Annotated in this window: 22 protein-coding genes; 1 reads left to right on the forward strand and 21 read right to left on the reverse strand. The window is 71.1% G+C overall.

Going from position 1 to position 24,664, the window contains the following annotated elements; all coding sequences use genetic code 11:
* Nucleotides 1-53: 53 nt before the first annotated feature.
* From carB to pyrR, 6 genes are all read right to left on the reverse strand, one after another.
* On the reverse strand, nt 54-3,362 hold the full coding sequence (gene carB / locus OG509_RS08360; protein WP_406181368.1) for a carbamoyl-phosphate synthase large subunit: 3,309 nt from the start codon (nt 3,360-3,362) through the stop codon (nt 54-56).
* On the reverse strand, nt 3,355-4,512 hold the full coding sequence (gene carA, locus OG509_RS08365) for a glutamine-hydrolyzing carbamoyl-phosphate synthase small subunit (RefSeq protein ID WP_406181370.1): 1,158 nt from the start codon (nt 4,510-4,512) through the stop codon (nt 3,355-3,357). Before carA ends, carB begins: the two co-directional genes overlap by 8 nt.
* Nucleotides 4,509-5,090, reverse strand: a complete 582-nt coding sequence (locus OG509_RS08370) for a hypothetical protein (protein WP_406181371.1) — start codon at nt 5,088-5,090, stop codon at nt 4,509-4,511. Before OG509_RS08370 ends, carA begins: the two co-directional genes overlap by 4 nt.
* Nucleotides 5,087-6,373 carry a dihydroorotase gene (locus OG509_RS08375; RefSeq protein ID WP_406181372.1) on the reverse strand — a complete coding sequence of 429 codons (1,287 nt, stop codon included), beginning with the start codon at nt 6,371-6,373 and terminating at the stop codon, nt 5,087-5,089. Before OG509_RS08375 ends, OG509_RS08370 begins: the two co-directional genes overlap by 4 nt.
* Before the next feature lie 2 nt (nt 6,374-6,375).
* The gene (locus OG509_RS08380; RefSeq protein WP_406181374.1) at nt 6,376-7,365 is read right to left on the reverse strand and encodes an aspartate carbamoyltransferase catalytic subunit; all 990 of its coding nucleotides are present in this window, start codon (nt 7,363-7,365) and stop codon (nt 6,376-6,378) included.
* A 161-nt stretch (nt 7,366-7,526) separates the two neighbouring features.
* Nucleotides 7,527-8,096: a bifunctional pyr operon transcriptional regulator/uracil phosphoribosyltransferase PyrR gene (gene pyrR, locus OG509_RS08385; protein ID WP_406181376.1), complete on the reverse strand. Its 570-nt coding sequence runs from the start codon at nt 8,094-8,096 to the stop codon at nt 7,527-7,529.
* A gap of 240 nt (nt 8,097-8,336) precedes the next feature.
* Between pyrR and bldD the strand changes: the two genes are divergently transcribed.
* Nucleotides 8,337-8,837, forward strand: a complete 501-nt coding sequence (gene bldD / locus OG509_RS08390) for a transcriptional regulator BldD (RefSeq protein ID WP_007263032.1) — start codon at nt 8,337-8,339, stop codon at nt 8,835-8,837.
* A 153-nt stretch (nt 8,838-8,990) separates the two neighbouring features.
* Here bldD and nusB read toward each other — a convergent pair whose 3' ends face one another.
* The 15 genes from nusB to OG509_RS08465 form a co-directional block, all read right to left on the reverse strand.
* Complete coding sequence (nusB, locus tag OG509_RS08395; protein ID WP_030157452.1) at nt 8,991-9,422, reverse strand: transcription antitermination factor NusB; 432 nt, start codon at nt 9,420-9,422, stop codon at nt 8,991-8,993.
* 2 nt (nt 9,423-9,424) lie between these two features.
* Nucleotides 9,425-9,991, reverse strand: coding sequence for an elongation factor P (gene efp, locus OG509_RS08400; protein ID WP_053694008.1), 567 nt, complete (start codon nt 9,989-9,991; stop codon nt 9,425-9,427).
* 59 nt (nt 9,992-10,050) lie between these two features.
* Entirely contained in the window at nt 10,051-11,160 is a 1,110-nt protein-coding gene (locus OG509_RS08405; RefSeq protein WP_385590356.1) for an aminopeptidase P family protein, read from the reverse strand.
* Nucleotides 11,161-11,269: 109 nt separating this feature from the next.
* Nucleotides 11,270-13,657, reverse strand: a complete 2,388-nt coding sequence (locus tag OG509_RS08410) for an ATP-binding cassette domain-containing protein (protein ID WP_406181379.1) — start codon at nt 13,655-13,657, stop codon at nt 11,270-11,272.
* A 61-nt stretch (nt 13,658-13,718) separates the two neighbouring features.
* On the reverse strand, nt 13,719-14,075 hold the full coding sequence (locus OG509_RS08415; RefSeq protein ID WP_406181381.1) for a VOC family protein: 357 nt from the start codon (nt 14,073-14,075) through the stop codon (nt 13,719-13,721).
* A gap of 82 nt (nt 14,076-14,157) precedes the next feature.
* Complete coding sequence (locus OG509_RS08420; protein ID WP_406181383.1) at nt 14,158-14,937, reverse strand: AAA family ATPase; 780 nt, start codon at nt 14,935-14,937, stop codon at nt 14,158-14,160.
* Between the two features lie 80 nt (nt 14,938-15,017).
* The gene (aroQ, locus tag OG509_RS08425; RefSeq protein WP_030157440.1) at nt 15,018-15,458 is read right to left on the reverse strand and encodes a type II 3-dehydroquinate dehydratase; all 441 of its coding nucleotides are present in this window, start codon (nt 15,456-15,458) and stop codon (nt 15,018-15,020) included.
* Nucleotides 15,455-16,546 carry a 3-dehydroquinate synthase gene (aroB, locus tag OG509_RS08430; RefSeq protein ID WP_406181385.1) on the reverse strand — a complete coding sequence of 364 codons (1,092 nt, stop codon included), beginning with the start codon at nt 16,544-16,546 and terminating at the stop codon, nt 15,455-15,457. Before aroB ends, aroQ begins: the two co-directional genes overlap by 4 nt.
* The gene (locus OG509_RS08435) at nt 16,543-17,061 is read right to left on the reverse strand and encodes a shikimate kinase (protein ID WP_406181387.1); all 519 of its coding nucleotides are present in this window, start codon (nt 17,059-17,061) and stop codon (nt 16,543-16,545) included. Before OG509_RS08435 ends, aroB begins: the two co-directional genes overlap by 4 nt.
* Complete coding sequence (gene aroC, locus OG509_RS08440) at nt 17,058-18,242, reverse strand: chorismate synthase (RefSeq protein WP_053694014.1); 1,185 nt, start codon at nt 18,240-18,242, stop codon at nt 17,058-17,060. The genes OG509_RS08435 and aroC overlap by 4 nt, the downstream gene beginning before the upstream one ends.
* A 239-nt stretch (nt 18,243-18,481) precedes the next feature.
* A complete protein-coding gene (locus tag OG509_RS08445; RefSeq protein WP_406181390.1) occupies nt 18,482-19,303 on the reverse strand; it encodes a shikimate dehydrogenase in 822 nt (273 codons plus the stop codon).
* Nucleotides 19,300-20,946: an endolytic transglycosylase MltG gene (mltG, locus tag OG509_RS08450; protein ID WP_406181391.1), complete on the reverse strand. Its 1,647-nt coding sequence runs from the start codon at nt 20,944-20,946 to the stop codon at nt 19,300-19,302. Before mltG ends, OG509_RS08445 begins: the two co-directional genes overlap by 4 nt.
* Nucleotides 20,947-21,176: 230 nt before the next feature.
* Nucleotides 21,177-21,647 carry a Holliday junction resolvase RuvX gene (ruvX, locus tag OG509_RS08455; RefSeq protein ID WP_030157428.1) on the reverse strand — a complete coding sequence of 157 codons (471 nt, stop codon included), beginning with the start codon at nt 21,645-21,647 and terminating at the stop codon, nt 21,177-21,179.
* Nucleotides 21,648-21,649: 2 nt separating this feature from the next.
* Complete coding sequence (gene alaS / locus OG509_RS08460; protein ID WP_406181393.1) at nt 21,650-24,319, reverse strand: alanine--tRNA ligase; 2,670 nt, start codon at nt 24,317-24,319, stop codon at nt 21,650-21,652.
* Entirely contained in the window at nt 24,319-24,660 is a 342-nt protein-coding gene (locus OG509_RS08465; RefSeq protein ID WP_030157424.1) for a DUF6167 family protein, read from the reverse strand. The genes alaS and OG509_RS08465 overlap by 1 nt, the downstream gene beginning before the upstream one ends.
* Between the last annotated feature and the right edge of the window lie 4 nt (nt 24,661-24,664).

A 24,664-nucleotide genomic window follows, 5' to 3' on the forward strand; every position in this document is an offset into this window, starting at 1 on the left:
CATGGCCGGGCCCGGGGCGCCTGGCGATCCGACCCTGATCCGCCGGACGCCCCCTACTCGCGGGCCGCGGTCAGGTGCTCCGCGTGCTCCTGGAGCGAGCGCACGCCCACGTCGCCGTGGTTGAGCGCGTCGATGCCCTGGACGGCCGCGGCGAGCGCCTGGACCGTGGTCAGGCACGGGACGCCGCGGGCCACGGCCGCCGTGCGGATCTCGTAGCCGTCGAGGCGGCCGCCGGTGCCGTACGGGGTGTTGACGATCAGGTCGACCTGGCCGTCGTGGATGAGCTGGACGATGGTCTTCTCGCCGCCCGGGCCCTCGCCCTCGCTGAGCTTGCGCACGACGGTGGCGTTGATGCCGTTGCGGCGCAGCACCTCGGCGGTGCCGGAGGTGGCCATCAGCTCGAAGCCGTGGTTGACGAGCTCGCGCGCCGGGAAGATCATCGAGCGCTTGTCGCGGTTGGCGACGGAGATGAACGCGCGGCCCTTGGTGGGCAGCGGGCCGTAGGCGCCGGCCTGCGACTTGGCGTACGCCGTGCCGAAGACCGAGTCGATGCCCATGACCTCGCCGGTGGAGCGCATCTCCGGGCCGAGGACGGTGTCGACGCCGCGGCCGTGGATGTCGCGGAAGCGCGACCACGGCATGACGGCCTCCTTGACGGAGATCGGCGCGTCGAGCGGCAGGGTGCCGCCGTCGCCGGTCTTCGGGAGCATGCCCTCTTCGCGCAGTTCGGCGATGGTGGCGCCGAGCGAGATGCGGGCGGCGGCCTTGGCGAGCGGGACCGCGGTCGCCTTCGAGGTGAAGGGGACGGTGCGGGAGGCGCGCGGGTTGGCCTCCAGGACGTAGAGGATGTCACCGGCCATCGCGAACTGGATGTTGATCAGGCCGCGTACGCCGACGCCCTTGGCGATGGCCTCGGTGGAGGCGCGCAGGCGCTTGATGTCGAAGCCGCCGAGGGTGATCGGGGGCAGCGCGCAGGCCGAGTCGCCGGAGTGGATGCCGGCTTCCTCGATGTGCTCCATGACGCCGCCGAGGTAGAGCTCGGTGCCGTCGTACAGGGCGTCGACGTCGATCTCGATGGCGTCGTCGAGGAAGCGGTCGACGAGGACGGGGCGGGTCGGCGAGATCTCGGTGGATTCCGCGATGTACGAGGACAGCCGGTCCTCGTCGTAGACGATCTCCATGCCGCGGCCGCCGAGCACGTACGAGGGGCGTACGAGGACCGGGTAGCCGATCTCGTCGGCGATGGCCTTCGCGCCCGCGAACGTGGTGGCGGTGCCGTGCTTGGGGGCCGGCAGGCCGGCCTCGGCGAGGACCTGGCCGAACGCGCCGCGGTCCTCCGCGGCGTGGATGGCCTCCGGCGGGGTGCCGACGACCGGCACGCCGTTGTCCTTGAGCGCCTGGGCGAGGCCGAGGGGGGTCTGGCCGCCGAGCTGGACGACGACGCCGGCGATGGGGCCGGCCAGCGACTCGGCGTGGACGATCTCCAGCACGTCTTCGAGCGTGAGCGGCTCGAAGTACAGGCGGTCGGAGGTGTCGTAGTCCGTCGAGACGGTCTCCGGGTTGCAGTTGACCATCACGGTCTCGTAGCCGGCGTCGCTGAGGGCGAAGGAGGCGTGGACGCAGGAGTAGTCGAACTCGATGCCCTGGCCGATGCGGTTCGGGCCGGAGCCCAGGATGATCACCGCGGGCTTCTCGCGGGGCGCGACCTCGCTCTCCTCGTCGTACGAGGAGTAGAAGTACGGGGTCTTCGCGGCGAACTCGGCGGCGCAGGTGTCGACCGTCTTGTAGACCGGGCGGACGCCCAGCGCGTGGCGGACCTCGCGGACGACGTCCTCGCGCAGGCCGCGGATCTCGGCGATCTGGGCGTCGGAGAAGCCGTGGCGCTTGGCCTCGGCGAGCAGCTCGGGGTGGAGCTTCTCGGCGGCGGCCAGCTCGTCGGCGATCTCCTTGATCAGGAAGAGCTGGTCGACGAACCAGGGGTCGATCTTCGTGGACTCGAAGACCTCTTCCTGGGTGGCGCCGGCGCGGATGGCCTGCATGACGGTGTTGATGCGGCCGTCGGTGGGACGGACGGCGGTGGCGAGGAGTTCTTCCTTGTCGCCGACCGGGCCGACGAAGGTGAACTGCGAGCCCTTCTTCTCCAGGGAGCGCAGGGCCTTCTGGAGGGCCTCGGTGAAGTTGCGGCCGATGGCCATGGCCTCGCCCACCGACTTCATGGTGGTGGTGAGGGTGGCGTCGGCGAGCGGGAACTTCTCGAAGGCGAAGCGCGGGGCCTTGACGACGACGTAGTCGAGGGTCGGCTCGAAGGAGGCCGGCGTCTTCTCGGTGATGTCGTTGGGGACCTCGTCGAGGGTGTAGCCGATGGCCAGCTTGGCGGCGATCTTGGCGATCGGGAAGCCGGTGGCCTTCGACGCGAGCGCCGAGGAGCGCGAGACGCGCGGGTTCATCTCGATGACGATGACGCGGCCGTCGACCGGGTCGATCGCGAACTGGATGTTGCAGCCGCCGGTGTCGACGCCGACCTCGCGGATGATCGCGATGCCGATGTCGCGCAGCCGCTGGTACTCGCGGTCGGTCAGGGTCATGGCCGGGGCGACGGTGATGGAGTCGCCGGTGTGGACGCCCATCGGGTCGAAGTTCTCGATGGAGCAGACGACGACCACGTTGTCCTTGGTGTCGCGCATCAGCTCCAGCTCGTACTCCTTCCAGCCGAGGATGGACTCCTCCAGGAGCACCTCGGTGGTCGGGGAGAGCGTGAGGCCCTGGCCGGCGATGCGGCGCAGCTCCTCCTCGTCGTGGGCGAAGCCGGAGCCGGCGCCGCCCATGGTGAAGGAGGGGCGGACGACCACGGGGTAGCCGCCGAGCGTCTCGACGCCCGCCAGGACGTCGTCCATGGAGTGGCAGATGACCGAGCGGGCGGACTCGCCGTAGCCGATCTTGGCCTTGACGGCCTCGACGACGCCCTTGAAGAGGTCGCGGTCCTCGCCCTTGTTGATGGCCTCGACGTTGGCGCCGATGAGCTCGACGCCGTACTTCTCCAGCACACCCTGCTCGTGCATGGAGATGGCGGTGTTGAGCGCGGTCTGGCCGCCGAGGGTCGGGAGCAGCGCGTCGGGGCGCTCCTTCGCGATGATCTTCTCGACGAACTCGGGGGTGATCGGCTCGACGTACGTGGCGTCGGCGATCTCCGGGTCGGTCATGATCGTCGCGGGGTTGGAGTTCACCAGGATGACCCGCAGGCCCTCGGCCTTGAGGATGCGGCAGGCCTGGGTGCCGGAGTAGTCGAACTCGGCGGCCTGTCCGATGACGATCGGGCCGGAGCCGATGACCAGGACGGACTGGATATCGGTGCGCTTAGGCACGCTCGGCCTCCATCAGGGCGGTTTCCATCAAAGACGTGAAGCGGTCGAAGAGGTACGCGGCGTCGTGCGGGCCGGCGGCCGCTTCGGGGTGGTACTGGACGGAGAAGGCCGGCTGGTCGAGCAGCTGGAGGCCTTCCACGACGTTGTCGTTGAGGCAGACGTGGGAGACCTCGGCGCGGCCGTAGGGGGTCTCGGACACCTTGTCGAGGGGCGCGTCCACGGCGAAGCCGTGGTTGTGCGCGGTGATCTCGACCTTGCCGGTGGTGCGGTCCTGCACCGGCTGGTTGATGCCGCGGTGGCCGTACTTCAGCTTGTACGTGCCGAAGCCCAGCGCGCGGCCCAGGATCTGGTTGCCGAAGCAGATGCCGAAGAGCGGGGTCTTGCGCTCCAGGACGCCCTGCATGACGGCGACGGGGCCGTCGGCGGTGGCCGGGTCGCCCGGGCCGTTGGAGAAGAACACGCCGTCCGGGTTGACCGCGTACACGTCCTCGACGGTGGCGGTGGCGGGCAGCACGTGCACCTCGATGCCGCGCTCGGCCATCCGGTGCGGGGTCATGCCCTTGATGCCGAGGTCCACGGCGGCCACGGTGAAGCGCTTCTCGCCGATGGCGGGGACGACGTACGTCTCCTTGGTGGCGACCTCGGCGGAGAGGTTCGCGCCCTTCATCTGCGGGGCTTCCAGGACGCGGGCCAGCAGGGCGGCGTCATCGGCGATGCTCTCGCCGGAGAAGATGCCGACGCGCATGGCGCCGCGCTCGCGCAGGTGGCGGGTCAGGGCACGGGTGTCGATGCCGCAGATGCCGACGACGCCCTGCTTGACCAGCTCCTCGTCCAGAGAGCGCTGCGAGCGCCAGTTGGACGGGACGCGGGCGGGGTCGCGTACGACGTACCCGGCGACCCAGATGCGGGAGGACTCGGGGTCCTCGTCGTTGACGCCGGTGTTGCCCACGTGCGGGGCGGTCATCACGACGACCTGCCGGTGGTACGACGGGTCGGTGAGGGTCTCCTGGTAGCCGGTCATGCCGGTGGAGAACACGGCCTCGCCGAAGGTCTCCCCCACGGCGCCGTAGGCGCGGCCGCGGAAGATCCGACCGTCCTCCAGGACGAGTACGGCGGGAGCTTTGGCTGCTCCCCTGGTGGAGGTCGTCATCGTTCGGCGCCTTCCGTCGTGATGGATTGGTTCATGAGATTGATGGCTTCGACCCAGGCGGCGTGTTCGGCCGCGCGGTCGGAGCGGAATCCGGAGTCGATCAGCTTGTCGCCGTGCGCCCACGTGACGACGAGGAGACCGCCCTCGGTGAGTACCTTGCCCGCGATTCCCTTGTCGAGGCGGGCGCCGCGCAGCTGCGCGGCCGGTACGAAGAAGTCGGTGGCACCCGGACGGACCACGTCGAGGCCCGCGTCGGTGAGCGTGAGCTCGACCCGGCTGCGCACCCCCAGGCCGTGGGCGACGATCCGGTCGAGCCACTGCCCGGCGGTGGTGGACCCGTGGTACCGGCCGGTCAGGGCCAGCCGGTGCTCGGGGAGGCCGCCGGGGGCGGCGGGCAGCTCCGGCAGATCGCTCTGCAGGGCGCCGCGCCATTTCCAGCCCTGCCGCATCAGCCAGTACACGAACGCGATGAAGACGAGCAGACCGACCACCCACGCGATGCGTGCGCCCCAGTCCGTCACCTCCGCCGACCGTCGCTCGGCAGCCTCTGCGGCCAGTTGGATTACTGCAGGTGTCACGCCAGATTCCCGTCCACGACCGTTGCCCGGCCCCGCAGGAAGGTGTGAGTGACGCGTCCCGGCAGCTCACGGCCCTCGTAAGGCGTGTTGCGGCTGCGGGAGGCGAAGTGTGCGGGGTCCACGACACCACGGTACGAGGTATCGACCAAGGTCAGGTTCGCGGGTTCACCTGCCGAGACGGGGCGGCCGTGGTTGTCCAGGCTGCCGATCCGCGCCGGGGCGAAGGACATCCGCTCGGCGACGCCCGCCCAGTCGAGCAGTCCGGTCTCCACCATCGTCTGCTGGACGACGGAGAGCGCGGTCTCCAGGCCGACCATGCCCATGGCGGCGGCGGCCCACTCGCAGTCCTTGTCCTCGTGCGGGTGCGGGGCGTGGTCGGTGGCGACGATGTCGATCGTGCCGTCGGCGAGCGCCTCGCGCAGGGCCATGACGTCGCGCTCGGTGCGCAGCGGCGGGTTGACCTTGTAGACCGCGTTGTACGAGCGGACGAGCTCCTCGGTGAGGAGCAGGTGGTGCGGGGTGACCTCGGCGGTGACGTCGATGCCGCGGGACTTGGCCCAGCGGACGATCTCGACGGAGCCGGCCGTGGAGAGGTGGCAGATGTGCACGCGGGAGCCGACGTGCTCGGCGAGGAGGACGTCGCGGGCGATGATCGACTCCTCGGCGACGGCCGGCCAGCCGCCGAGGCCCAGCTCGGCGGAGACGACGCCCTCGTTCATCTGGGCGCCCTCGGTCAGGCGGGGCTCCTGGGCGTGCTGGGCGACGACGCCGCCGAAGGCCTTCACGTACTCCAGGGCGCGGCGCATGATCACGGCGTCGTCGACGCACTTGCCGTCGTCGGAGAAGACGGTGACGCGGGCGGCGGAGTCGTGCATGGCGCCCAGCTCGGAGAGCTGCTTGCCCTCCAGGCCGACGGTGACGGCGCCGATGGGCTGCACGTCGCAGTAGCCGGACTCCTTGCCGAGGCGCCAGACCTGCTCGACGACGCCGGCGGTGTCGGCGACGGGGAAGGTGTTCGCCATGGCGAAGACGGCGGTGTAGCCACCGGAGGCGGCGGCGCGGGTGCCGGTCAGGACGGTCTCGGAGTCCTCGCGGCCGGGCTCGCGCAGGTGGGTGTGCAGGTCGACGAGGCCGGGGAGGAGGACCTGGCCCTCGGCCTCGATGACGGTCGCGCCCTCGGCGGACAGCCCGGTTCCGACCTCGGCGATGGTCTCGCCGTCGATCAGGACGTCCTGCGCCTCGCCACCGAGTACCTTCGCCCCACGGATCAGGATCTTGCTCATCTTTACTTGCTCTCCTCGATACGGGGCGTGCTGGTGGTGGTGACGGCCGGCTCGGAGCCTCCGAGCAGCAGGTACAGGACGGCCATCCGGGTGGAGACGCCGTTGGCGACCTGCTCGACGGCCGTGCAGCGCTCGGAGTCGGCGACCTCGGCGGTGATCTCCATGCCGCGGTTCATCGGGCCGGGGTGCATGACGATGGCGTGCTCGGGCATCTTGGCCATGCGGTCGCCGTCGAGCCCGTACCGGCGGGAGTACTCGCGCTCGGTCGGGAAGAAGGCGGCGTTCATGCGTTCGCGCTGCACACGCAGCATCATGACCGCGTCGGACTTCGGCAGCACCTCGTCGAGGCTGTACGAGACCTCGCAGGGCCAGCTCTCGACGCCGATCGGGACCAGGGTGGGCGGGGCCACCACGGTGACCTCGGCGCCGAGCGTGTGCAGCAGCTGCACGTTGGAGCGGGCCACGCGGCTGTGCAGGACGTCGCCGACGATGGTGATGCGGCGGCCGTTCAGGTCCTTGCCGAGGCCCGCGTCGCGGCCGACCAGGCGGCGGCGCATGGTGAAGGCGTCCAGCAGGGCCTGGGTGGGGTGCTCGTGGGTGCCGTCGCCGGCGTTGACGACGGCGGAGTCGATCCAGCCGGAGGTCGCGAGCCGGTAGGGGGCGCCGGAGGCGTGGTGGCGGATGACGACGGCGTCGGCGCCCATGGCCTCCAGGGTCAGCGCGGTGTCCTTGAGGGATTCACCCTTGGAGACCGAGGAGCCCTTGGCGGAGAAGTTGATGACGTCGGCGGACAGTCGCTTGGCGGCCGCTTCGAAGGAGATCCGGGTGCGGGTCGAGTCCTCGAAGAAGAGGTTGACGACGGTGAGGCCGCGCAGGGTGGGCAGCTTCTTGATCGGCCGGTCCGCGACGCGTGCCATCTCCTCGGCGGTGTCGAGGATGAGGACGGCGTCGTCGCGCGTGAGATCGGCGGCCGAGATGAGGTGGCGCTTCATCAGGGTGCTCCGTTTGTCGATGAGGTCAGAGCGGCGGGGAGGGCGGGGCGGCGGGGAGGGCGGGGCGGCGGGGAGGCCAGGGCCGCGGACGGGGTGGGAGTGCGGCCCGGCGGGCAGGCTCGCGCACGGGCCCCCGCGTTCGGGGCCCCCACCCGTACGGGCTACTGCCCGGCGGCCGGGTCGGTCCGCTGGCCGAGCAGCACGGCGTCTCGGCCGTCCTCCTCCTGGAGCTGGACCTTGACGGTCTCCCGCAGCGACGTGGGGAGGTTCTTGCCGACGTAGTCGGCGCGGATCGGCAGCTCGCGGTGGCCGCGGTCGACGAGGACCGCGAGCTGCACGGCGCGGGGGCGGCCGAGGTCGCCCAGCGCGTCGAGGGCGGCTCTGATGGTGCGGCCGGAGAAGAGCACGTCGTCGACGAGGACGACGAGGCGTCCGTCGATGTCGTCGCCGGGGATCTCGGTGCGGCCGATCGCGCGGGCGGGCTTCAGCCGCAGATCGTCGCGGTACATGGTGATGTCGAGGGATCCGACCGGGATCTTCGTGCCGGTGATCTCTTCGAGCTTGGCGGCCAGCCGGCGGGCGAGGTACACACCGCGGGTGGGAATGCCGAGGAGCACCACATCGTCGGCGCCCTTGGCGCGTTCGACGATCTCGTGGGCGATGCGGGTCAGTACCCGCGCGATGTCCTGCGCCTCCAGAACGGGGCGCGCATCGCTCTGCTGAGCGTCCATGAAAGGACCTCCTTCTCCGCCTCACGGGACGGTTCTTAAAGGACGTCTGGCTTTACGGCCTCCACGGTACCAGGGGCCCGGCCCCGCACCGGCACCGGGCTCGGCGGGGGCCGCTCGAAGGGGGGCGGCCAAGACCATTCGGCTTGACGCATCCAAGTAACGCTGCGTAACCTCACAGTGAGTTACCAGCCGCGCGGCGGTGCCGCACGTGGTCATGTCGTCACAGCGTCCGGGAGCGTTATGTCCAGCGAATACGCCAAACAGCTCGGGGCCAAGCTCCGCGCCATCCGCACCCAGCAGGGCCTCTCCCTCCATGGTGTCGAGGAGAAGTCCCAGGGCCGGTGGAAGGCCGTGGTGGTCGGGTCGTACGAGCGCGGGGACCGCGCCGTGACCGTCCAGCGCCTCGCCGAGCTGGCGGACTTCTACGGGGTTCCGGTGCAGGAGCTTCTGCCGGGCACGACTCCGGGCGGGGCCGCCGAGCCGCCGCCGAAGCTGCGCCTCGACCTGGAGCGCCTCGCGGGCGTGCCCGCCGAGAAGGCCGGCCCGCTGCAGCGGTACGCCGCCACCATCCAGAGCCAGCGCGGGGACTACAACGGCAAGGTGCTGTCGATCCGCCAGGACGACCTGCGCACCCTGGCCGTCATCTACGACCAGTCCCCCTCGGTCCTGACCGAGCAGCTGATCAGCTGGGGCGTGCTCGACGCGGATGCGCGTCGCGCCGTGGCGCACGAGGACATCTAGTCCCCGCGCCCAGGACCAGCAGAAACGTTACCGGCGTGGGCCGGGAGCCAGGAGTGGCTCCCGGCCCACGCCGGTATTCGCGTACCTGAAACGACGGAGGGCCCGCAGCGCGCGTGCGCTGCGGGCCCTGCCGTTCTCGCCGAACCGCGTGGGCTACTCGCCCCGGCGCAGACTCGGCTTCAGGTCCTTGAAGCGGGCCAGCAGCCCGTTCACGAACGAGGGGGACTCGTCCGTCGAGAACTCCTTGGCCAGCTGGACGGCCTCGTCGATGGCCACGGCGTCCGGGGTGTCGTCCACCCAGATCAGCTCGTAGGCACCGAGCCGCAGGATGTTCCGGTCGGCGACCGGCATGCGGTCGAGCTCCCAGTCCACGGCGTAGGTGACGATCAGGTCGTCGATGCGGTTCACCTTGTCGGCGTATCCCTCGACGAGATCCATCGTGAAGGCGCTGACGGGCGGCTGCCGGTCGTCCGACCGCGCGTGGCGGATCCAGTCCGCGAGGACCTCGCGCACGGGCACCCCGCGCTGGTCGGCCTCGAACAGGATCTGGAAGGCGCGCTTGCGCGCGTTGCTGCGGGCAGCCACGGTTAGCTGTTCACCCGGCCGAGGTAGTCGGAGGTACGGGTGTCGACCTTGACCTTCTCGCCGGTGGTGACGAAGAGCGGGACCTGGATCTCGTAACCGGTCTCCAGCTTGGCGGGCTTGGTGCCACCGGTGGAGCGGTCGCCCTGGACGCCCGGGTCGGTGTGCTCGATGACCAGCTCGACGGCGGCCGGGAGCTCGACGTAGAGCACCTCGCCCTCGTGCTGGGCGACCGAGGCGGTGAAGCCCTCGATGAGGAAGTTGGCGGCGTCGCCGACGGCCTTGCGGTCGACCATCAGCTGGTCGTAGGTCTGCATGTCCATGAAGACGAAGTACTCGCCGTCCATGTACGAGAACTGCATGTCGCGGCGGTCGATGGTGGCCGTCTCGACCTTCGTGCCGGCGTTGAACGTCTTGTCGACGACCTTGCCGGAGAGCACGTGCTTGAGCTTGGTGCGCACGAAGGCCGGGCCCTTGCCGGGCTTGACGTGCTGGAACTCGACGACGGACCAGAGCTGGCCGCCGTCGAGCTTGAGCACCATGCCGTTCTTGAGGTCGTTCGTGGAAGCCACGGTTGCGGAATCTCCTGCACTGGAAGACCACGGGTGCGCGCACAGTCCGCCGCGGCGGACTAGAGCGCGAGCAGCTCCTTGGTCGTAATGGTGAGTAGCTCGGGACCGCCGTCCGCCTCGGGGCGCACGACGAGCGTGTCATCGATCCGGACACCTCCCCGGCCCGGGAGGTGAACCCCCGGTTCGACGGTGACCGGCACGCAAGCGTCCAGTTTACCCATTGCCGTAGGTGCAAGCTGCGGGTCCTCGTCGATTTCGAGGCCGACGCCGTGTCCGGTCGACGGAGCGATGGCCTCACCGTGGCCCGCGGAGTCCAGTACGGAGCGCGCCGCGCGGTCGACTTCGCGGTACGCCGCGCCGGGCAGGAGCGCCTCCCGGCCCGCCCGCTGGGCCGCGAATACAAGATCGTAGAGCTCGATCTGCCAGTCGGCCGGGCTGGTGCCGATCACGAAGGTCCGGCCGATCTCGCAGCGGTAGCCGCGGTAGTTGGCTCCGAGGCAGACGGAGAGGAAGTCTCCCTCCTCGACCCGGCGGTCGGAGGGCCGGTGCCGGGAGCGGCCGGAGTTCGGCCCGGTGCCGACGGAGGTCGGGAACGCGGGCCCGTCGGCCCCGTGGTCGACGAGACGGCGCTCCAGCTCCAGGGCGAGGTGGCGCTCGGTCCGGCCCACCAGGATCGACTCCAGCAGCTCACCGAGGGCCTGGTCGGCGATCTCCGCGGCGATCCGCAGGCAGGCGATCTCCTCCTCGTCCTTGACGAGGCGCTGCAGCTCCACGGTGGTCCCCAGGTCCACGAGCCGCAGCTTGGGCGCGACGGAGCGCAGGGCGCGGTGGCGGGCGACGGTGAGGTGGTGCTCCTCGACGGCCAGCGACTCGACGCGCAGCGAACCGGCCATGTCCCCGGCCGCGACGGCCGCGTCGCTGCCGGGGCCCGCCAGGACGGAGAGCCTGAGCCGCTCGTCGAGGCGCCCCTCGTCGGCCTCGCCGGTGGGCGGGCCGACGGTGAACAGCATGTCCTCGCCGTCCGGCCCGACGAGCAGGACGGCGGACGGCGGGGACGCCCCGGTGAGGTAGCGGACGTTCGCCGGACGCGTGATCAGTGCGGCGGCGTTCCCCGCGGCGGCACAGCGGTCGCGAAGCAGGCCCCGGCGGGCCGCGTACACGTCTGACATGTCTTCGAGCGTACGAGCGCCCCGCGCATCCGGCCTGGTGAGCACACCCGTACGGGGCCCGGTCCGGCGGCGGCCGCGGCCGCCGGACCCGGGCCGGGCCACGCCCCCGTCAGCCGCCCACGTACGCCGCGAGGTGCTCGCCGGTGAGGGTGGCGCGCTTGGCGACGAGCTCGGCGGGGGTGCCCTCGAAGACGATCCGGCCGCCGTCGTGGCCCGCGCCGGGCCCGAGGTCGATGATCCAGTCGGCGTGCGCCATGACCGCCTGGTGGTGCTCGACGACGATCACCGACTTCCCGGAGTCGACGAGCCGGTCGAGCAGGCCCAGCAGGTGCTCGACGTCGGCGAGGTGCAGGCCGGCCGTCGGCTCGTCGAGGACGTAGACCCCGCCCTTCTCGGCCATGTGGGTCGCCAGCTTCAGCCGCTGGCGCTCACCGCCGGAGAGGGTGGTGAGGGGCTGGCCGATGGTGAGGTAGCCGAGGCCGACGTCGGCGAGGCGCGCGAGGATGCGGTGCGCGGCGGGGAGGTGCCCGTCCCCCGACCCGAAGAACGCCTCGGCCTCGGTCACCGACATCGCGAGCACCTCGCTGATGTCACGGCCGCCGAAGTGGTAGTCGAGGACCGAGGAGTCGAACCGCCTGCCCTCGCACTCCTCGCAGGTGGTGGCGACCCCGGCCATCATCGCCAGGTCGGTGTAGATGACCCCGGCGCCGTTGCAGGTCGGGCAGGCGCCCTCGGAGTTGGCGCTGAACAGGGCCGGCTTCACGTCGTTGGCCTTGGCGAACGCCTTGCGGATCGGGTCGAGCAGTCCGGTGTACGTCGCCGGGTTGCTGCGCCGGGACCCCTTGATGGCGCCCTGGTCGACCGACACCACGCCCTCGCCCGCGGCCCCCGACTTCCGGGGCAGTGAGCCGTGCACGAGCGAGCTCTTGCCGGAGCCCGCGACACCCGTGACGACGGTGAGCACCCCGAGCGGAATGTCCACGTCGACGTCGCGCAGGTTGTGGGTAGCGGCCCCGCGGATCTCCAGCGTCCCGGTGGGCCTGCGCACGCTCTCCTTGACGGAGGCCCGGTCGTCGAAGTGCCGGCCGGTGATGGTGCCGCCGGTCCGCAGCCCCTCGACGGTGCCCTCGAAGCAGACGGTGCCGCCGCCCGAACCGGCGCCGGGGCCGAGGTCGACGACGTGGTCGGCGATCGCGATCGTCTCCGGCTTGTGCTCCACGACGAGCACCGTGTTGCCCTTGTCCCGCAGCCGCAGCAGGAGGCCGTTCATCCGCTGGATGTCGTGCGGGTGCAGGCCGGTGGTGGGCTCGTCGAAGACGTACGTGACGTCGGTGAGCGAGGAGCCGAGGTGGCGGATCATCTTGACGCGCTGCGCCTCGCCGCCCGACAGCGTGCCCGAGGCGCGGTCGAGCGAGAGGTAGCCGAGACCTATCTCGACGAACGAGTCGAGGGTCTCCAGCAGCGTCGCGAGCAGCGGCGCCACCGAGGGCTCGTCCAGGTCCCGGACCCATTCGGCCAGGTCCCGGATCTCCATCGCGCACAGGTCGGCGATGTTCTTCCGCTTGATCTTCGAGGAGCGCGCTCCCTCGTTCAGGCGGGTGCCCGCGCAGTCGGGGCAGGTGGTGAAGGTGACCGCCCGCTCCACGAACGCCCGGATGTGCGGCTGCATGGACTCCGTGTCCTTGGACAGCATCGACTTCTGGACGCGCGGGATCAGGCCCTCGTACGTCATGTTGATGCCCGCGATCTTCATGCGGGTCGGCTCGCGGTGCAGGAGGTCCTGCAGCTCCTTCTTGGTGTACTTGCGGATCGTCTTGTCCGGGTCGAAGAAGCCCGACTCGATGTAGAGGCGGGAGTTCCAGCCGCCCCCGGTGTACCCGGGGATCGTGAACGCGCCCTCGTTCAGCGACTTGGTGTCGTCGTAGAGCTGCGTGAGGTCGATGTCGGTGACCGCGCCGCGGCCCTCGCAGCGCGGGCACATGCCGCCGGTGACGCTGAAGGTGCGCTTCTCCTTGACCTCCTGGCCGCCGCGCCGGACGGTGACCGCGCCGGCCCCGCTGATCGAGGCGACGTTGAAGGAGAACGCCTTGGCCGAGCCGATGTGCGGCGTGCCGAGCCGGCTGAAGAGGATGCGCAGCATGGCGTTGACGTCGGTGGCGGTGCCCACCGTGGAGCGCGGGTCACCGCCCATCCGCTGCTGGTCGACGGTGATCGCGGTGGTCAGACCGTCGAGTACGTCGACCTCGGGCCGGCCCAGCGTCGGCATGAACCCCTGGACGAAGGCGCTGTAGGTCTCGTTGATCAGCCGCTGCGACTCGGCGGCGATCGTGTCGAACACCAGCGAGCTCTTGCCCGAGCCGGAGACACCGGTGAACACCGTCAGGCGGCGCTTCGGGATCTCGATGCTGACGTCCTTGAGGTTGTTCACCCGCGCACCGTGCACGCGGATCAGGTCGTGGCTGTCGGCATCGTGCAGCGCGGGCCTGGCCATGCTCATCGTGTCTCCGTCTGTCGGGTCGGGCAGCCTGGCTCGATCTAACCAGCTGTGCGCGGCGCGCTCACTGGTCCTGGAGCAGCCCGAGGACGTTGCCGTCGGGGTCGGTGAAGGTGGCCACGAGGCGGCCGCCGCCGACGTCGCGCACGGGGTCCTTGACCTTGCCCCCGGCGGCGGTCACCTCGGCGAGCTTGGCCTCGATGTCCGGCACGTGCCAGTGGGCCACGGGCCCGGTCATGCCCTGGGCCGCGCCGCCGGGGACGAGGCCGATCTGCTGGCCGGCGGCCTCGTAGCCGACGTAGTACGGCTCGTCGCTCGTCGGCGCGACGCCGAGCAGCGCGGTGTACACGTCCTTGGCGGCGGCCAGGTCGGAGACGGGGTGCAGGACGGTCTTGATTCCCTGGGTGGGAGAGGTGGTCATGATCACTCCTGGTGCGGTGGGGTTGGCGTGGAATTCACGCTAGCCGCGGCACGCGGCCCCACGCTTCTCCAAACCTGACCGCTTAGAAACCAGGGGTGGCCAGGGCCCGGGCCAGGGCCTCGTCGAGGGCCCGGGAGGTGGCCTCCACGTCCAGGTCCGAGTTGTCGATGATCGGCAGGCCGGAGCCGTACCAGCCCGCCATGCGGCCGTGGATGCGGGCGACCTCCTCGTCCGAGAGGCGCCGGTTGCCCGAGCGGGCGGCATTGCGCTCCAGGACGATCTCCAGGCCGGGCAGGAGGACGACCGGCAACAGGGCGGGGCCCACGTGCCGCTTCCAGCCGCCCAGGCCCACCACCGGCCGGTCCGGGAACACGGCGTCGTCGAGGATGCAGGAGATCCCGTTGGCCAGGAAGTTGCGGGCGGCGAAGCCGCAGGTGCGGCGGGCCAGCCGGTACTGGGCCTCGGAGTGGTCGTTCCAGCCCGCCTGCGGGTCCGCGAAGCCCGAGCACACCCACTCCCGGACGTCGTCCAGGCTCACGTGCGCGGTCGGCACCGGCCGGGTGCTCGCCCAGTGCCGGGCCACGGTGGTCTTGCCCGCGCCCGCCGGGCCGATCAGCAGCACGGCCAGCGTGGCCCCGCCGGTCCCGGCCACGGCGGGCGGGAGCGGGATGTGCCCCGTGGCCTCGGCGCCGGGCGGCGGTGAATACGGCGGCGCGTGCGGAGCCTGTGCCTGCGGGGGCGCGGCCGGCGCCGCCGGCACCGGCCACCCCTGCGCAGGGGGTATCGGCGGCTGCGGGGGCACGGCCGCATGATGTCCCGGCTGCCCCCAGCCCGCGCCGCCGCCCCCCACTCCTTGCTGCATCCGCTGCCACTCCGTCTCGTTCCACCGACTGATGCGAGAACGTTATATGACCACGGGGGCGGAGCCGCCCACCAGCACCGTCAGAGCGCGACTTCGTCCGCCAGCGCGCGCAGCGCCAGCCGGTACGAGCCGATGCCGAAGCCCGCCACCGTCCCGGTCGCCACCGAGGCGATGACCGACGTGTGCCGGAACTCCTCGCGGGCGTACGGGTTGGAGATGTGCACCTCGATCAGCGGCGCGGTGCGCTGCGCCGCCGCGTCCCGCATGGCGTACGAGTAGTGCGTGAAGGCGCCCGGGTTGATCACGACCGGGATCTTGCCGTCCGCCGCCTCGTGCAGCCAGCGCACTATGGCCCCCTCGTCGTTGGTCTCGCGGACCTCGACGTCGAAGCCGAGCTCCTCGCCCAGCGTGCGGCAGCTCTCGACGAGCCCGGCGTACGAGGTGGCCCCGTACACGTCGGGTTCGCGCGACCCGAGCCGGCCCAGGTTCGGCCCGTTCAGCACGAGCACCTTGCGGCTCACGCCGACACCTCGCCGTACGCCGCGATCAGGTGCGCCGGGTCGGGGCCCTCCAGGACGGTGGGCTTGGCCAGGCCGTCGAGGACGATGAAGCGCAGCAGGTTGCCGCGGGACTTCTTGTCGACCTGCATGGTCTGGAGCAGCTTGGGCCACTGGTCGCCGCGGTAGGTCAGCGGCAGCCCGACCGCGGCCAGGATCTCCCGGTGCCGGTCGGCCGTGGCGTCGTCGAGCCGGCCCGCGAGCCGGCCGAGCTCGGCCGCGAAGACCATGCCGACCGACACGGCCGCGCCGTGCCGCCACTTGTAGCGCTCGTTCTTCTCGATGGCGTGCGCGAGCGTGTGCCCGTAGTTGAGGATCTCCCGCAGCCCCGATTCCTTCAGGTCGCTGGAGACGACGTCCGCCTTGACCTGGATCGAGCGCACGATGAGCTCCGCGGTGTGCGGGCCGTCGGGCGTGCGGGCCGCGGCCGGGTCCGCCTCGATCAGGTCGAGGATCACCGGGTCGGAGATGAATCCGGCCTTGATGACCTCGGCGAGGCCGCTCACGTAGTCGTTGACCGGCAGCGAGTCCAGCGCCGCCAGGTCGCACAGCACGCCGGCGGGCGGGTGGAAGGCTCCCACCAGGTTCTTGCCCTCGGCGGTGTTGATGCCGGTCTTGCCGCCGACGGCCGCGTCCACCATCGCCAGGACGGTGGTCGGTACGGCGATCCAGCGCACCCCGCGCAGCCAGGAGGCCGCGACGAAGCCCGCGAGGTCCGTGGTGGCCCCGCCGCCGACGCCGACGATCACGTCGGTGCGGGTGAACCCGGACTGGCCGAGCGCCTTCCAGCAGTACGCCGCGACCTCGATGGTCTTGGCCTCCTCGGCGTTCGGCACCTGGATGGCGACCGCCTCGTAGCCCTGCTCGGCCAGGTCGTCGCGCAGTGCCTCACCGGTCGAGGCCAGCGCCTCGGGGTGGATCACGGCGACCCGCTGGGCCTTCGTACCGATCAGGCCGCCCAGCTCGCCGAGCAGCTGCCGGCCCACCAGCACGTCGTACGCGTCGTGTCCGGCGCTGGCGCCGACCTGGATGCGCGTCACCTGGTCTGTCATACGTCCTTCAACTCCAGAGCGTCGAGGACCGCCTGGGCGACCTCTTCGGGGGTGCGGTCGTCGGTGGCCACCACGACGCGCGCGACTTCGGTGTACAGGGGGCGGCGGGCCTCCATCAGCTCGCGCCACTGGCGGCGCGGGTTGACGGCGAGCAGCGGGCGAGCGGCGCCCAGCCCGACGCGCCGGACGGCTTCCTCGACGTCCATCGACAGATAGGCGACGGGCAGGCCGGCCAGCAGCTCCCGGGTGCCCGCGTCGAGGACGGCGCCGCCGCCGAGGGCGAGGATTCCGGTGTGCTCGGCGACCGCGGCGGCGACCGCCCGGCGCTCCAGCTCACGGAAGTACGGCTCGCCCTCGTCGACGAAGAGGTCCGAGACCTCGCGGCCCTGGGCCGCGACGATGTCGGCGTCGGTGTCCCGGTAGGGGACGCCGAGCCGCTCGGCGAGCAGCGCCCCCACGGTGGACTTGCCGGACCCCATGGGCCCGACGAGGACGACCAGTGGTCCGCCCGTCACCGGATCTGCAGGTTGTCGAGGTACGACCGGACGTTGCGCCGGGTCTCGGGCACCGAGTCGCCGCCGAACTTCTCCACGACCGCGTCCGCGAGGACGAGGGCGACCATCGCCTCGGCGACGATGCCCGCCGCGGGGACGGCGCAGACGTCGGAGCGCTGGTGGTGGGCGGCGGCGGCCTCGCCGGTGGCCACGTCGATCGTGGCGAGCGCCTTCGGGACCGTCGCGATCGGCTTCATGGCCGCCCGTACGCGCAGCAGCTCACCCGTGGTCAGACCGCCCTCGGTGCCGCCGGAGCGGCCGGAGGTGCGCTTGATGCCCTCGGGGGTGGCCACGATCTCGTCGTGCGCCTGCGAGCCGGGGACGCGGGCCAGGTCGAAGCCGTCGCCGACCTCGACGCCCTTGATGGCCTGGATGCCCATCAGCGCGGCCGCGAGGCGCGCGTCCAGGCGGCGGTCCCAGTGCACGTGCGAGCCGAGGCCGACCGGGACCCCGTACGCGAGGACCTCGACGACGCCGCCGAGGGTGTCGCCGTCCTTGTGGGCCTGGTCGATCTCCGCGACCATCGCCTTCGACGCGTCAGCGTCCAGGCAGCGCACCGGGTCCGCGTCCAGCTTCTCGACGTCGGCCGGGGTCGGGTACACGCCGTACGGGGCCTTGGCCGTGGCCAGCTCCACCACGTGCGAGACGATCTCGATGCCCGCGACCTCCTTGATGAAGGAGCGGGCGACGGCGCCGAGGGCGACACGGGCGGCGGTCTCACGGGCGCTCGCGCGCTCCAGGATCGGCCGGGCCTCGTCGAAGCCGTACTTCTGCATGCCCGCCAGGTCGGCGTGGCCCGGGCGCGGGCGGGTCAGCGGCGCGTTGCGGCCGGTGTCCTTGAGCAACGACGGGTCGACCGGGTCGGCCGACATGACGGTCTCCCACTTGGGCCACTCGGTGTTGCCGATCATGACCGCGATCGGGGAACCCTGGGACAGGCCGTGGCGGACGCCGCCGAGGAAGGTGATCTCGTCCTGCTCGAACTTCATCCGGGCACCGCGGCCATAGCCGAGCCGGCGCCGGGCCAGGTGGTCGGCCACCAGCTCGGTGGTGACCGGAACGCCGGCGGGAAGGCCCTCCAGCGTCGCGACCAGTGCCGGTCCGTGCGACTCTCCTGCGGTCAGCCAACGCAACCTGCTCAACGATGCTCCTCATGCTCGCGCCTGGTACTGCGGCGGCGCGGCCGGGTGCTCGGCCCGGACCCGCCATACCCGATCCTCCCATGTCCGGGCCGGTGCACCGCCCTCCGGTCCAGCTGGCGGACGGCCGTGCACCCGGGCCCACCCTGGCGAGTGCGGCCGTACGCGGGCAAGATCGGCCCGCGCAGTGCATCAGGTGCGGCGGCAGCGGGTACGGCGGAGGCAGGTGCGGCGCCGGCCGGTCAGTGGCGGGCTCGCAGCGCGGCCTCGCCCGCGGCCCGCATGGCGGCCAGCGGCGCGGTGTGCCGGCCGGTCATCTGCTCGACCTGGAGCACCGCCTGGTGGACGAGGAGGTCGAGGCCGCCGAGGAGCCGGCCGCCACGCTCCGACCAGGCCGCCGCGAGCGCGGTCGGCCAGGGGTCGTACAGGACGTCGAAGAGGGTCCCCGCACCGGCCGGTACGTGGGCGGCCAGCCAGTCCGTGGCCCGTGCCGGGGTCGTCGCGATGACCAGCGGCGCGCCCAGACCGTCGGCGGCGTCGGCCCAGTCGGCCGTACGGACGGCCACGTCGAGGCGCTCGCCCCACTCCTGCATCTCGTCGGCGCGGGCCCGGGAGCGCACGTACACGGTCACCTCGCCGGAGCAGGTCCGGGCGAGCGCGGCCAGGGCCGAGGAGGCGGTGGCCCCGGCGCCGAGGATGGTGGCGCGCTCCACCTTGTCGACGCCGCGCTCGTGGAGCGCGGAGACGATCCCGGGGATGTCGGTGTTGTCGCCGAGGCGCCGGCCGTCCCGGGTCAAGACGACCGTGTTGACCGCCTCGACCGATGCGGCGGTGTCGCTGATGCCGTCGAGCAGCGGGATCACCGCGCGCTTGAGCGGCATCGTCAGCGACAGCCCGGCCCACTCGGGGCCGAGGCCGGCGACGAACTGCGGGAGCGCGTCCTCGTCCATCTCGAAGCGGTCGTACGACCAGTCGTCGAGGCCGAGCTCCTGGTACGCGGCGCGGTGCAGCACCGGTGAAAGGGAGTGCTCGATCGGTGAACCGAGCACGGCTGCGCGTATCACTGCCCTTCCTTCTTCCTCTCCTCTTCGTACTTCTGGCGGTTCCTGTTGTGCTCTTCGTTGGTCACGGCGAACAGGGTCTCGTTCTCGTTCACCGACACGAAGTAGTACCAGGGACCGGTGGCCGGGTTGATCGCCGACTTGAGGGCGTCGGGGCCCGGGCTGCCGATCGGTCCGGGCGGCAGGCCCTTGATCTTGTAGGTGTTGTACGGGTCGTCGAGCTTGCGGAGGTCGTTGACCGACCCCACGTCCAGGGTGCTCTGGCCCCTCATGTAGTTGACCGTGGAGTCGAAGTCGAGCAGACCGTAGGTCTCCGTGTTGCCCGGCTTGAGCCGGTTGTAGACGACCCGGGAGATCTTGTCGAAGTCGTGCTGGTACTTGCCCTCGGCCTGGACGAGGCTCGCGACGGTGACGAGCTGCAGCGGGCTGGAGAGGCCCAGCTTGGAGGCCTGGCCCTTGACGTCCGCGCTCTCGTAGGCCTGGTTGGACTTGGCGACCATCTGCTTGAGCATCGACTGCGGGGTCGCGTCCTTGCTCAGGTCGTAGCGGGCCGGGTAGAGGAAGCCCTCCAGCGGGTCCTTGAGGTCCTTGTTGCCGGCCCAGTCGGGCAGACCGAGGTTCTTCGCCTCCTTGGTGGCGACGTCCTTGGTCGTGCCCTCCTTGAGCTTGAGCCGCTCGTCGATGGCCTTGTAGACCTGGCTGGTCTTCCAGCCGGGGATGACGTCCAGCGCGTTGACGCCGGCGCCGCCCACCATCAGGTCGACGGCCGCCTTGCCCGACATGTGCTCCTTCATCGTGTAGGAGCCTGCCTGGATGGCGCCGCCCTTGGGGTTGGCCTTGGCGGCGGCGACGAACGCGTCGGCGCTCTTGACGACGCCGTGCGCCTTCAGGATGCGGCCCATCTCCCCCGTGCCGGCGCCCTTGGGGATGTCGATGGTGACGGAGCCCTCGCCCTCGCCGGCGTAGTCCTCGCCGGTGCTGAACTTGGACTTGAGGTAGTCCAGGCCGTAGTAGCCGCCACCGCCGAGGACGCCGACGATCACGACGGCGGCGATCAGGCACGCCGCGCCGTTGCGGCCCTTGGGCTTCTTGTCCTTCGAGCGGCCGCGGCGTGCGCCGCCGCCCGGGGTGTCGGAGTCGGCGTCCTCGCCGGGCGCCTCCGCGGAGGCCTCGTCGGCCGTCTCGTCGGCGTACTCGGCTTCCGGCTCCTGGTCCTGCTCCTGCTCCGTGACCAGGTGGCGCCGGCCCGGGGGCTGCGGCGGCGGGTAGGCCTCGGGCGTGCCGTAGAGGTCGGGGGCCTCGCCCGGGTAGCCGCCGACGGGCTGCTGGGCGTACGGGTCGGCGCCGAGGTACGGGTCGGCCTGCGGGACGGCGGCGTACTGGGCCTGGGCCTGCGCCTGGACCTGGCCGGTGTCCCAGCCCTGACCTTGGCCCTGGCCGTCGTACATCGGCTGCTGCGGCTGCTGCTGGTAGAGCTGCTGTTGGGCCTGGTGCGGGGCATAGCCCTGCTGCTGGTCCGGGTACTGGCCCTGCTGCACGTACTGCTGCTGGTACTGCGGATCCTGCTGGTACTGCGAGTACTGGGGATCCTGCTGGTACTGCGGCTCCTGCGGGTACTGCTGCTGGGGGCCACCGGCGTAGGGCATCTGAGCCTGCTGGCCCTCGTGCCCGGTCCACCCTTGGTCCCCGTACAGGGGATCCTCCGGGTGCCACGGTTCGGGGCCACGGCCCCGGCCATACTCAGTCATCGGTCCCCTAGAGCCGCGAGACGGAGGCAACGGCCCTGTCCGCCGCGGCACCCGGTTCCGCCTCTGAAGTGGTGGGCGACGACTTGTTCGAATGCCGCCGCATCGCGCGGAACGTTACCGTATCGCGATCAGACAACCACTTCGACGCACTCACCGGGAGGATTACCTGATACCCGTTCGGTCTCAAGAGCGTTCTGAAGGATCACCACAGCGGCCGCCTGATCGATCACCGAGCGGCCCTTCTTGGCGTTCCGTCCCGAGGCCCGCAGCCCCTGGGCGGCGGTGACCGTGGTCATCCGCTCGTCCACCAGACGGACCGTCACCGGCTTGATGCCCTTGGCCAGTTCCATGGCGAAGGCGCGCACCTTGGCCGCGGCCGGCCCCTCCCGCCCGCTGAGCGAGCGGGGCAGGCCGACCACGACTTCGAGGGGCTCGTACTCCTCGACGAGCTGCCGCAGCCGCCGGTGGGCGAAGGGGATGTCCCGCCCCGGAACGGTTTCCACCGGTGTGGCGAGAACCCCATCGGGGTCGCACGAGGCGACCCCGATCCGGGCGTCCCCGACGTCGATGGCGAGACGGCGGCCACGGCGCAGCGTCATGGTCAGACCGTCTCGACGACGAGACGCTCGACCGCGGCGATGGCCTCGGGGATGGCGGCCGGGTTCTGGCCGCCGCCCTGGGCCACGTCCGGCTTGCCGCCACCGCCGCCGCCGAGGGTCTTGGCAGCGGTACGGACCAGGTCACCGGCCTTGAGGCCGCGCTCGCGGGCCGCCTCGTTGGTGGCGATGACGGTCAGCGGGCGGTCGTTCGCCGTGGTGAAGAGGGCCACGACGGCCGGGCGGTCACCTTGGATGCGCCCGCGCACGTCGAGGACCAGCTTGCGCAGGTCGTCGGCGCCGGTGCCGTCCGGGACGGTGCCGACGACGAGGGCGACGCCGTGGATGTCCTGGGCGTTCGCGGCGAGACCGGCGGCGGCCTGGAGGACCTTCTCCGCGCGGAACTTCTCGATCTCCTTCTCGGCGTCCTTCAGCTTGCCGAGCATGGAGGCGATCTTCTCCGGCAGCTCCTCCGGACGGCCCTTGACCAGCTCCTGGAGCTGGGCGACGACCGTGTGCTCCTTGGCGAGGAAGTTGTACGCGTCCACACCGACGAGGGCCTCGACACGGCGCACGCCGGATCCGATGGAGGACTCGCCGAGCAGCTTCACCAGACCCAGCTGGGCGGTGTTGGCGACGTGCGTACCGCCGCACAGCTCCTTGGAGAAGTCGCCGATGGTCACGACGCGCACGCGCTCGCCGTACTTCTCGCCGAACTCGGCGATGGCGCCCTGCTTCTTCGCCTCGTCGATGCTCATGATCTCGGCGGTGACGTCGAGCTCGCGGGAGAGCACGTCGTTGATCTTCTGCTCGACGTCGGTGAGGACCGTGCCGGGGACGGCGTTCGGGGAGCCGAAGTCGAAGCGGAAGCGGCCGGGCGAGTTCTCGGAACCGGCCTGGGCGGCCGTCGGGCCCAGCGCGTCGCGCAGGGCCTGGTGGGTCAGGTGCGTGGCCGAGTGGGCGCGGGCGATGGCCCGGCGGCGGTTGATGTCGATGGCGGCGTACGCGGAGGCGCCCACCGTCACCTCGCCGACCTGGACGGAGCCCTTGTGCACGGAGACGCCCGGGACCGGCTGCTGCACGTCGCGGACGACGATGACGGCGCCCGAGTCGAGCTTGATCCGGCCCTGGTCGGCGAGCTGGCCGCCGCCCTCGGCGTAGAAGGGGGTGCGGTCGAGGACGACCTCGACCTCGTCGCCCTCGGAGGCGGCGGGCGCGGAGACGCCGTTGACCAGCAGGCCGACGATGGTGGACTCGCCCTGGGTGGTGGCGTAGCCGGTGAACTCGGTGGCGCCGGAGCCGTCGGCGATCTCCCGGTAGGCGGACATGTCCGCGTGGCCGGTCTTCTTGGCCTTGGCGTCGGCCTTGGCCCGGTCGCGCTGCTCCTGCATCAGGCGGCGGAAGCCGGGCTCGTCCACGGAGAGGCCCTGCTCGGCGGCCATCTCCAGGGTGAGGTCGATCGGGAAGCCCCAGGTGTCGTGGAGCAGGAACGCCTTGTCGCCGGAGAGGACCGTGCCGCCGGCGGCCTTGGTGTCGGTCACGGCGGTGTCGAGGATGTTCGTGCCGCCCTTGACGGCCTTGAGGAAGGCGGCCTCCTCGGCGAGCGCGACGGTCTCGATGCGCTTGCGGTCGGTGACGAGCTCCGGGTACTGCTGGCCCATCGTGTTGATCACGACGTCGACCAGGTCCTGGACGACCGGGCCGGTGGCGCCCATGAGGCGCATGTTGCGGATGGCGCGGCGCATGATGCGGCGCAGCACGTAGCCGCGGCCCTCGTTGCCGGGGGTGACGCCGTCGCCGATGAGCATGACGGAGGTGCGGATGTGGTCGGCGACCACGCGCATCGAGACGTCGGTGTTCTGGGCGGCGCCGTACTGCACGCCGGTCAGCTCGGTGGCCTTGTCCATGACCACGCGCAGGGTGTCGGTCTCGTACATGTTCTGCACGCCCTGCAGGATCATCGCGAGGCGTTCGAGGCCGAGACCGGTGTCGATGTTCTTCGACGGCAGGTCGCCGAGGATCGGGAAGTCTTCCTTCCCGTCGCCGGCGCCGCGCTCGTACTGCATGAAGACCAGGTTCCAGATCTCCACGTAGCGCTCGTCGTTGACGGCCGGGCCGCCCTCGACGCCGAACTCGGGGCCGCGGTCGTAGTTGATCTCCGAGCACGGGCCGCAGGGACCCGGGACGCCCATGGACCAGAAGTTGTCCTTCTTGCCCAGGCGCTGGATGCGCTCGGCGGGCACGCCGATCTTCTCGCGCCAGATCTGCTCGGCCTCGTCGTCGTCGAGGTAGACGGTGATCCAGAGCTTCTCCGGCTCCAGGCCGTAGCCGCCGTCCGCCACGGAGCTGGTGAGCAGCTCCCAGGCGTACTTGATGGCGCCTTCCTTGAAGTAGTCGCCGAAGGAGAAGTTGCCGCACATCTGGAAGAACGTGCCGTGGCGGGTGGTCTTGCCCACCTCTTCGATGTCCGGCGTACGGACGCACTTCTGCACGCTGGTGGCCCGCGGGGCCGGCGGCTTGGTCTCACCGAGGAAGTACGGCTTGAACGGGACCATGCCCGCGTTGACCAGCAGCAGAGTCGGGTCGTCCGCGATGAGCGACGCCGAAGGGACAACGGCATGACCGCGCTCCTCGAAGAAGCTCAGCCAGCGGCGGCGGATTTCAGCCGACTCCATCAGTGGTCCTCATTCCGGTTGTACGAAAGGTTCGAGTGGGTGGTCTTGTCGTTCTGGATGGCCCGCAGCCGCCGCGGCCCCGGGAGGGCGGTGACGTTGTCCGGCCGGTCGGGATCCTGGTGCAGTCCCAGTGCGTCGTTCAGCTCGTCCTCGCGCTGGGACATTCCCGCCTTGACGTCGAGGGCGAAGTCCTTGAGGCGGTGGCCCGCCTCCACGGCCTTGTCGGCGGCCTGGGCGGCGAGGCTCTCCGGTGTCAGCTTCTTGAGCTGGCGGTTGACCTTGGTGGTGGCCCATACGCCAGCGGCTGCGCCGGCGGTGAACCAGAAGGCTCGGCGGAACATCGGA

The sequence above is a fragment of the Streptomyces sp. NBC_01006 genome (genome assembly GCF_045162725.1).
GTDB lineage: Bacteria > Actinomycetota > Actinomycetes > Streptomycetales > Streptomycetaceae > Streptomyces.

Bases quoted from the DNA above. Each gene is read 5' to 3' on its own strand.
- OG509_RS08380 (WP_406181374.1), bottom strand. From the start codon at position 7,365: ATGAAGCGCCACCTCATCTCGGCCGCCGATCTCACGCGCGACGACGCC.
- OG509_RS08405 (WP_385590356.1), bottom strand. From the start codon at position 11,160: ATGTCAGACGTGTACGCGGCCCGCCGGGGCCTGCTTCGCGACCGCTGT.
- OG509_RS08420 (WP_406181383.1), bottom strand. From the start codon at position 14,937: ATGCAGCAAGGAGTGGGGGGCGGCGGCGCGGGCTGGGGGCAGCCGGGA.
- OG509_RS08375 (WP_406181372.1), bottom strand. From the start codon at position 6,373: ATGAGCAAGATCCTGATCCGTGGGGCGAAGGTACTCGGTGGCGAGGCG.
- pyrR (WP_406181376.1), bottom strand. From the start codon at position 8,096: ATGGACGCTCAGCAGAGCGATGCGCGCCCCGTTCTGGAGGCGCAGGAC.
- bldD (WP_007263032.1), top strand. From the start codon at position 8,337: ATGTCCAGCGAATACGCCAAACAGCTCGGGGCCAAGCTCCGCGCCATC.
- mltG (WP_406181391.1), bottom strand. From the start codon at position 20,946: ATGCCCTACGCCGGTGGCCCCCAGCAGCAGTACCCGCAGGAGCCGCAG.
- OG509_RS08415 (WP_406181381.1), bottom strand. From the start codon at position 14,075: ATGACCACCTCTCCCACCCAGGGAATCAAGACCGTCCTGCACCCCGTC.
- carA (WP_406181370.1), bottom strand. From the start codon at position 4,512: ATGACGACCTCCACCAGGGGAGCAGCCAAAGCTCCCGCCGTACTCGTC.
- OG509_RS08410 (WP_406181379.1), bottom strand. From the start codon at position 13,657: ATGAGCATGGCCAGGCCCGCGCTGCACGATGCCGACAGCCACGACCTG.
- aroB (WP_406181385.1), bottom strand. From the start codon at position 16,546: ATGACAGACCAGGTGACGCGCATCCAGGTCGGCGCCAGCGCCGGACAC.
- ruvX (WP_030157428.1), bottom strand. From the start codon at position 21,647: ATGACGCTGCGCCGTGGCCGCCGTCTCGCCATCGACGTCGGGGACGCC.
- alaS (WP_406181393.1), bottom strand. From the start codon at position 24,319: ATGGAGTCGGCTGAAATCCGCCGCCGCTGGCTGAGCTTCTTCGAGGAG.
- OG509_RS08465 (WP_030157424.1), bottom strand. From the start codon at position 24,660: ATGTTCCGCCGAGCCTTCTGGTTCACCGCCGGCGCAGCCGCTGGCGTA.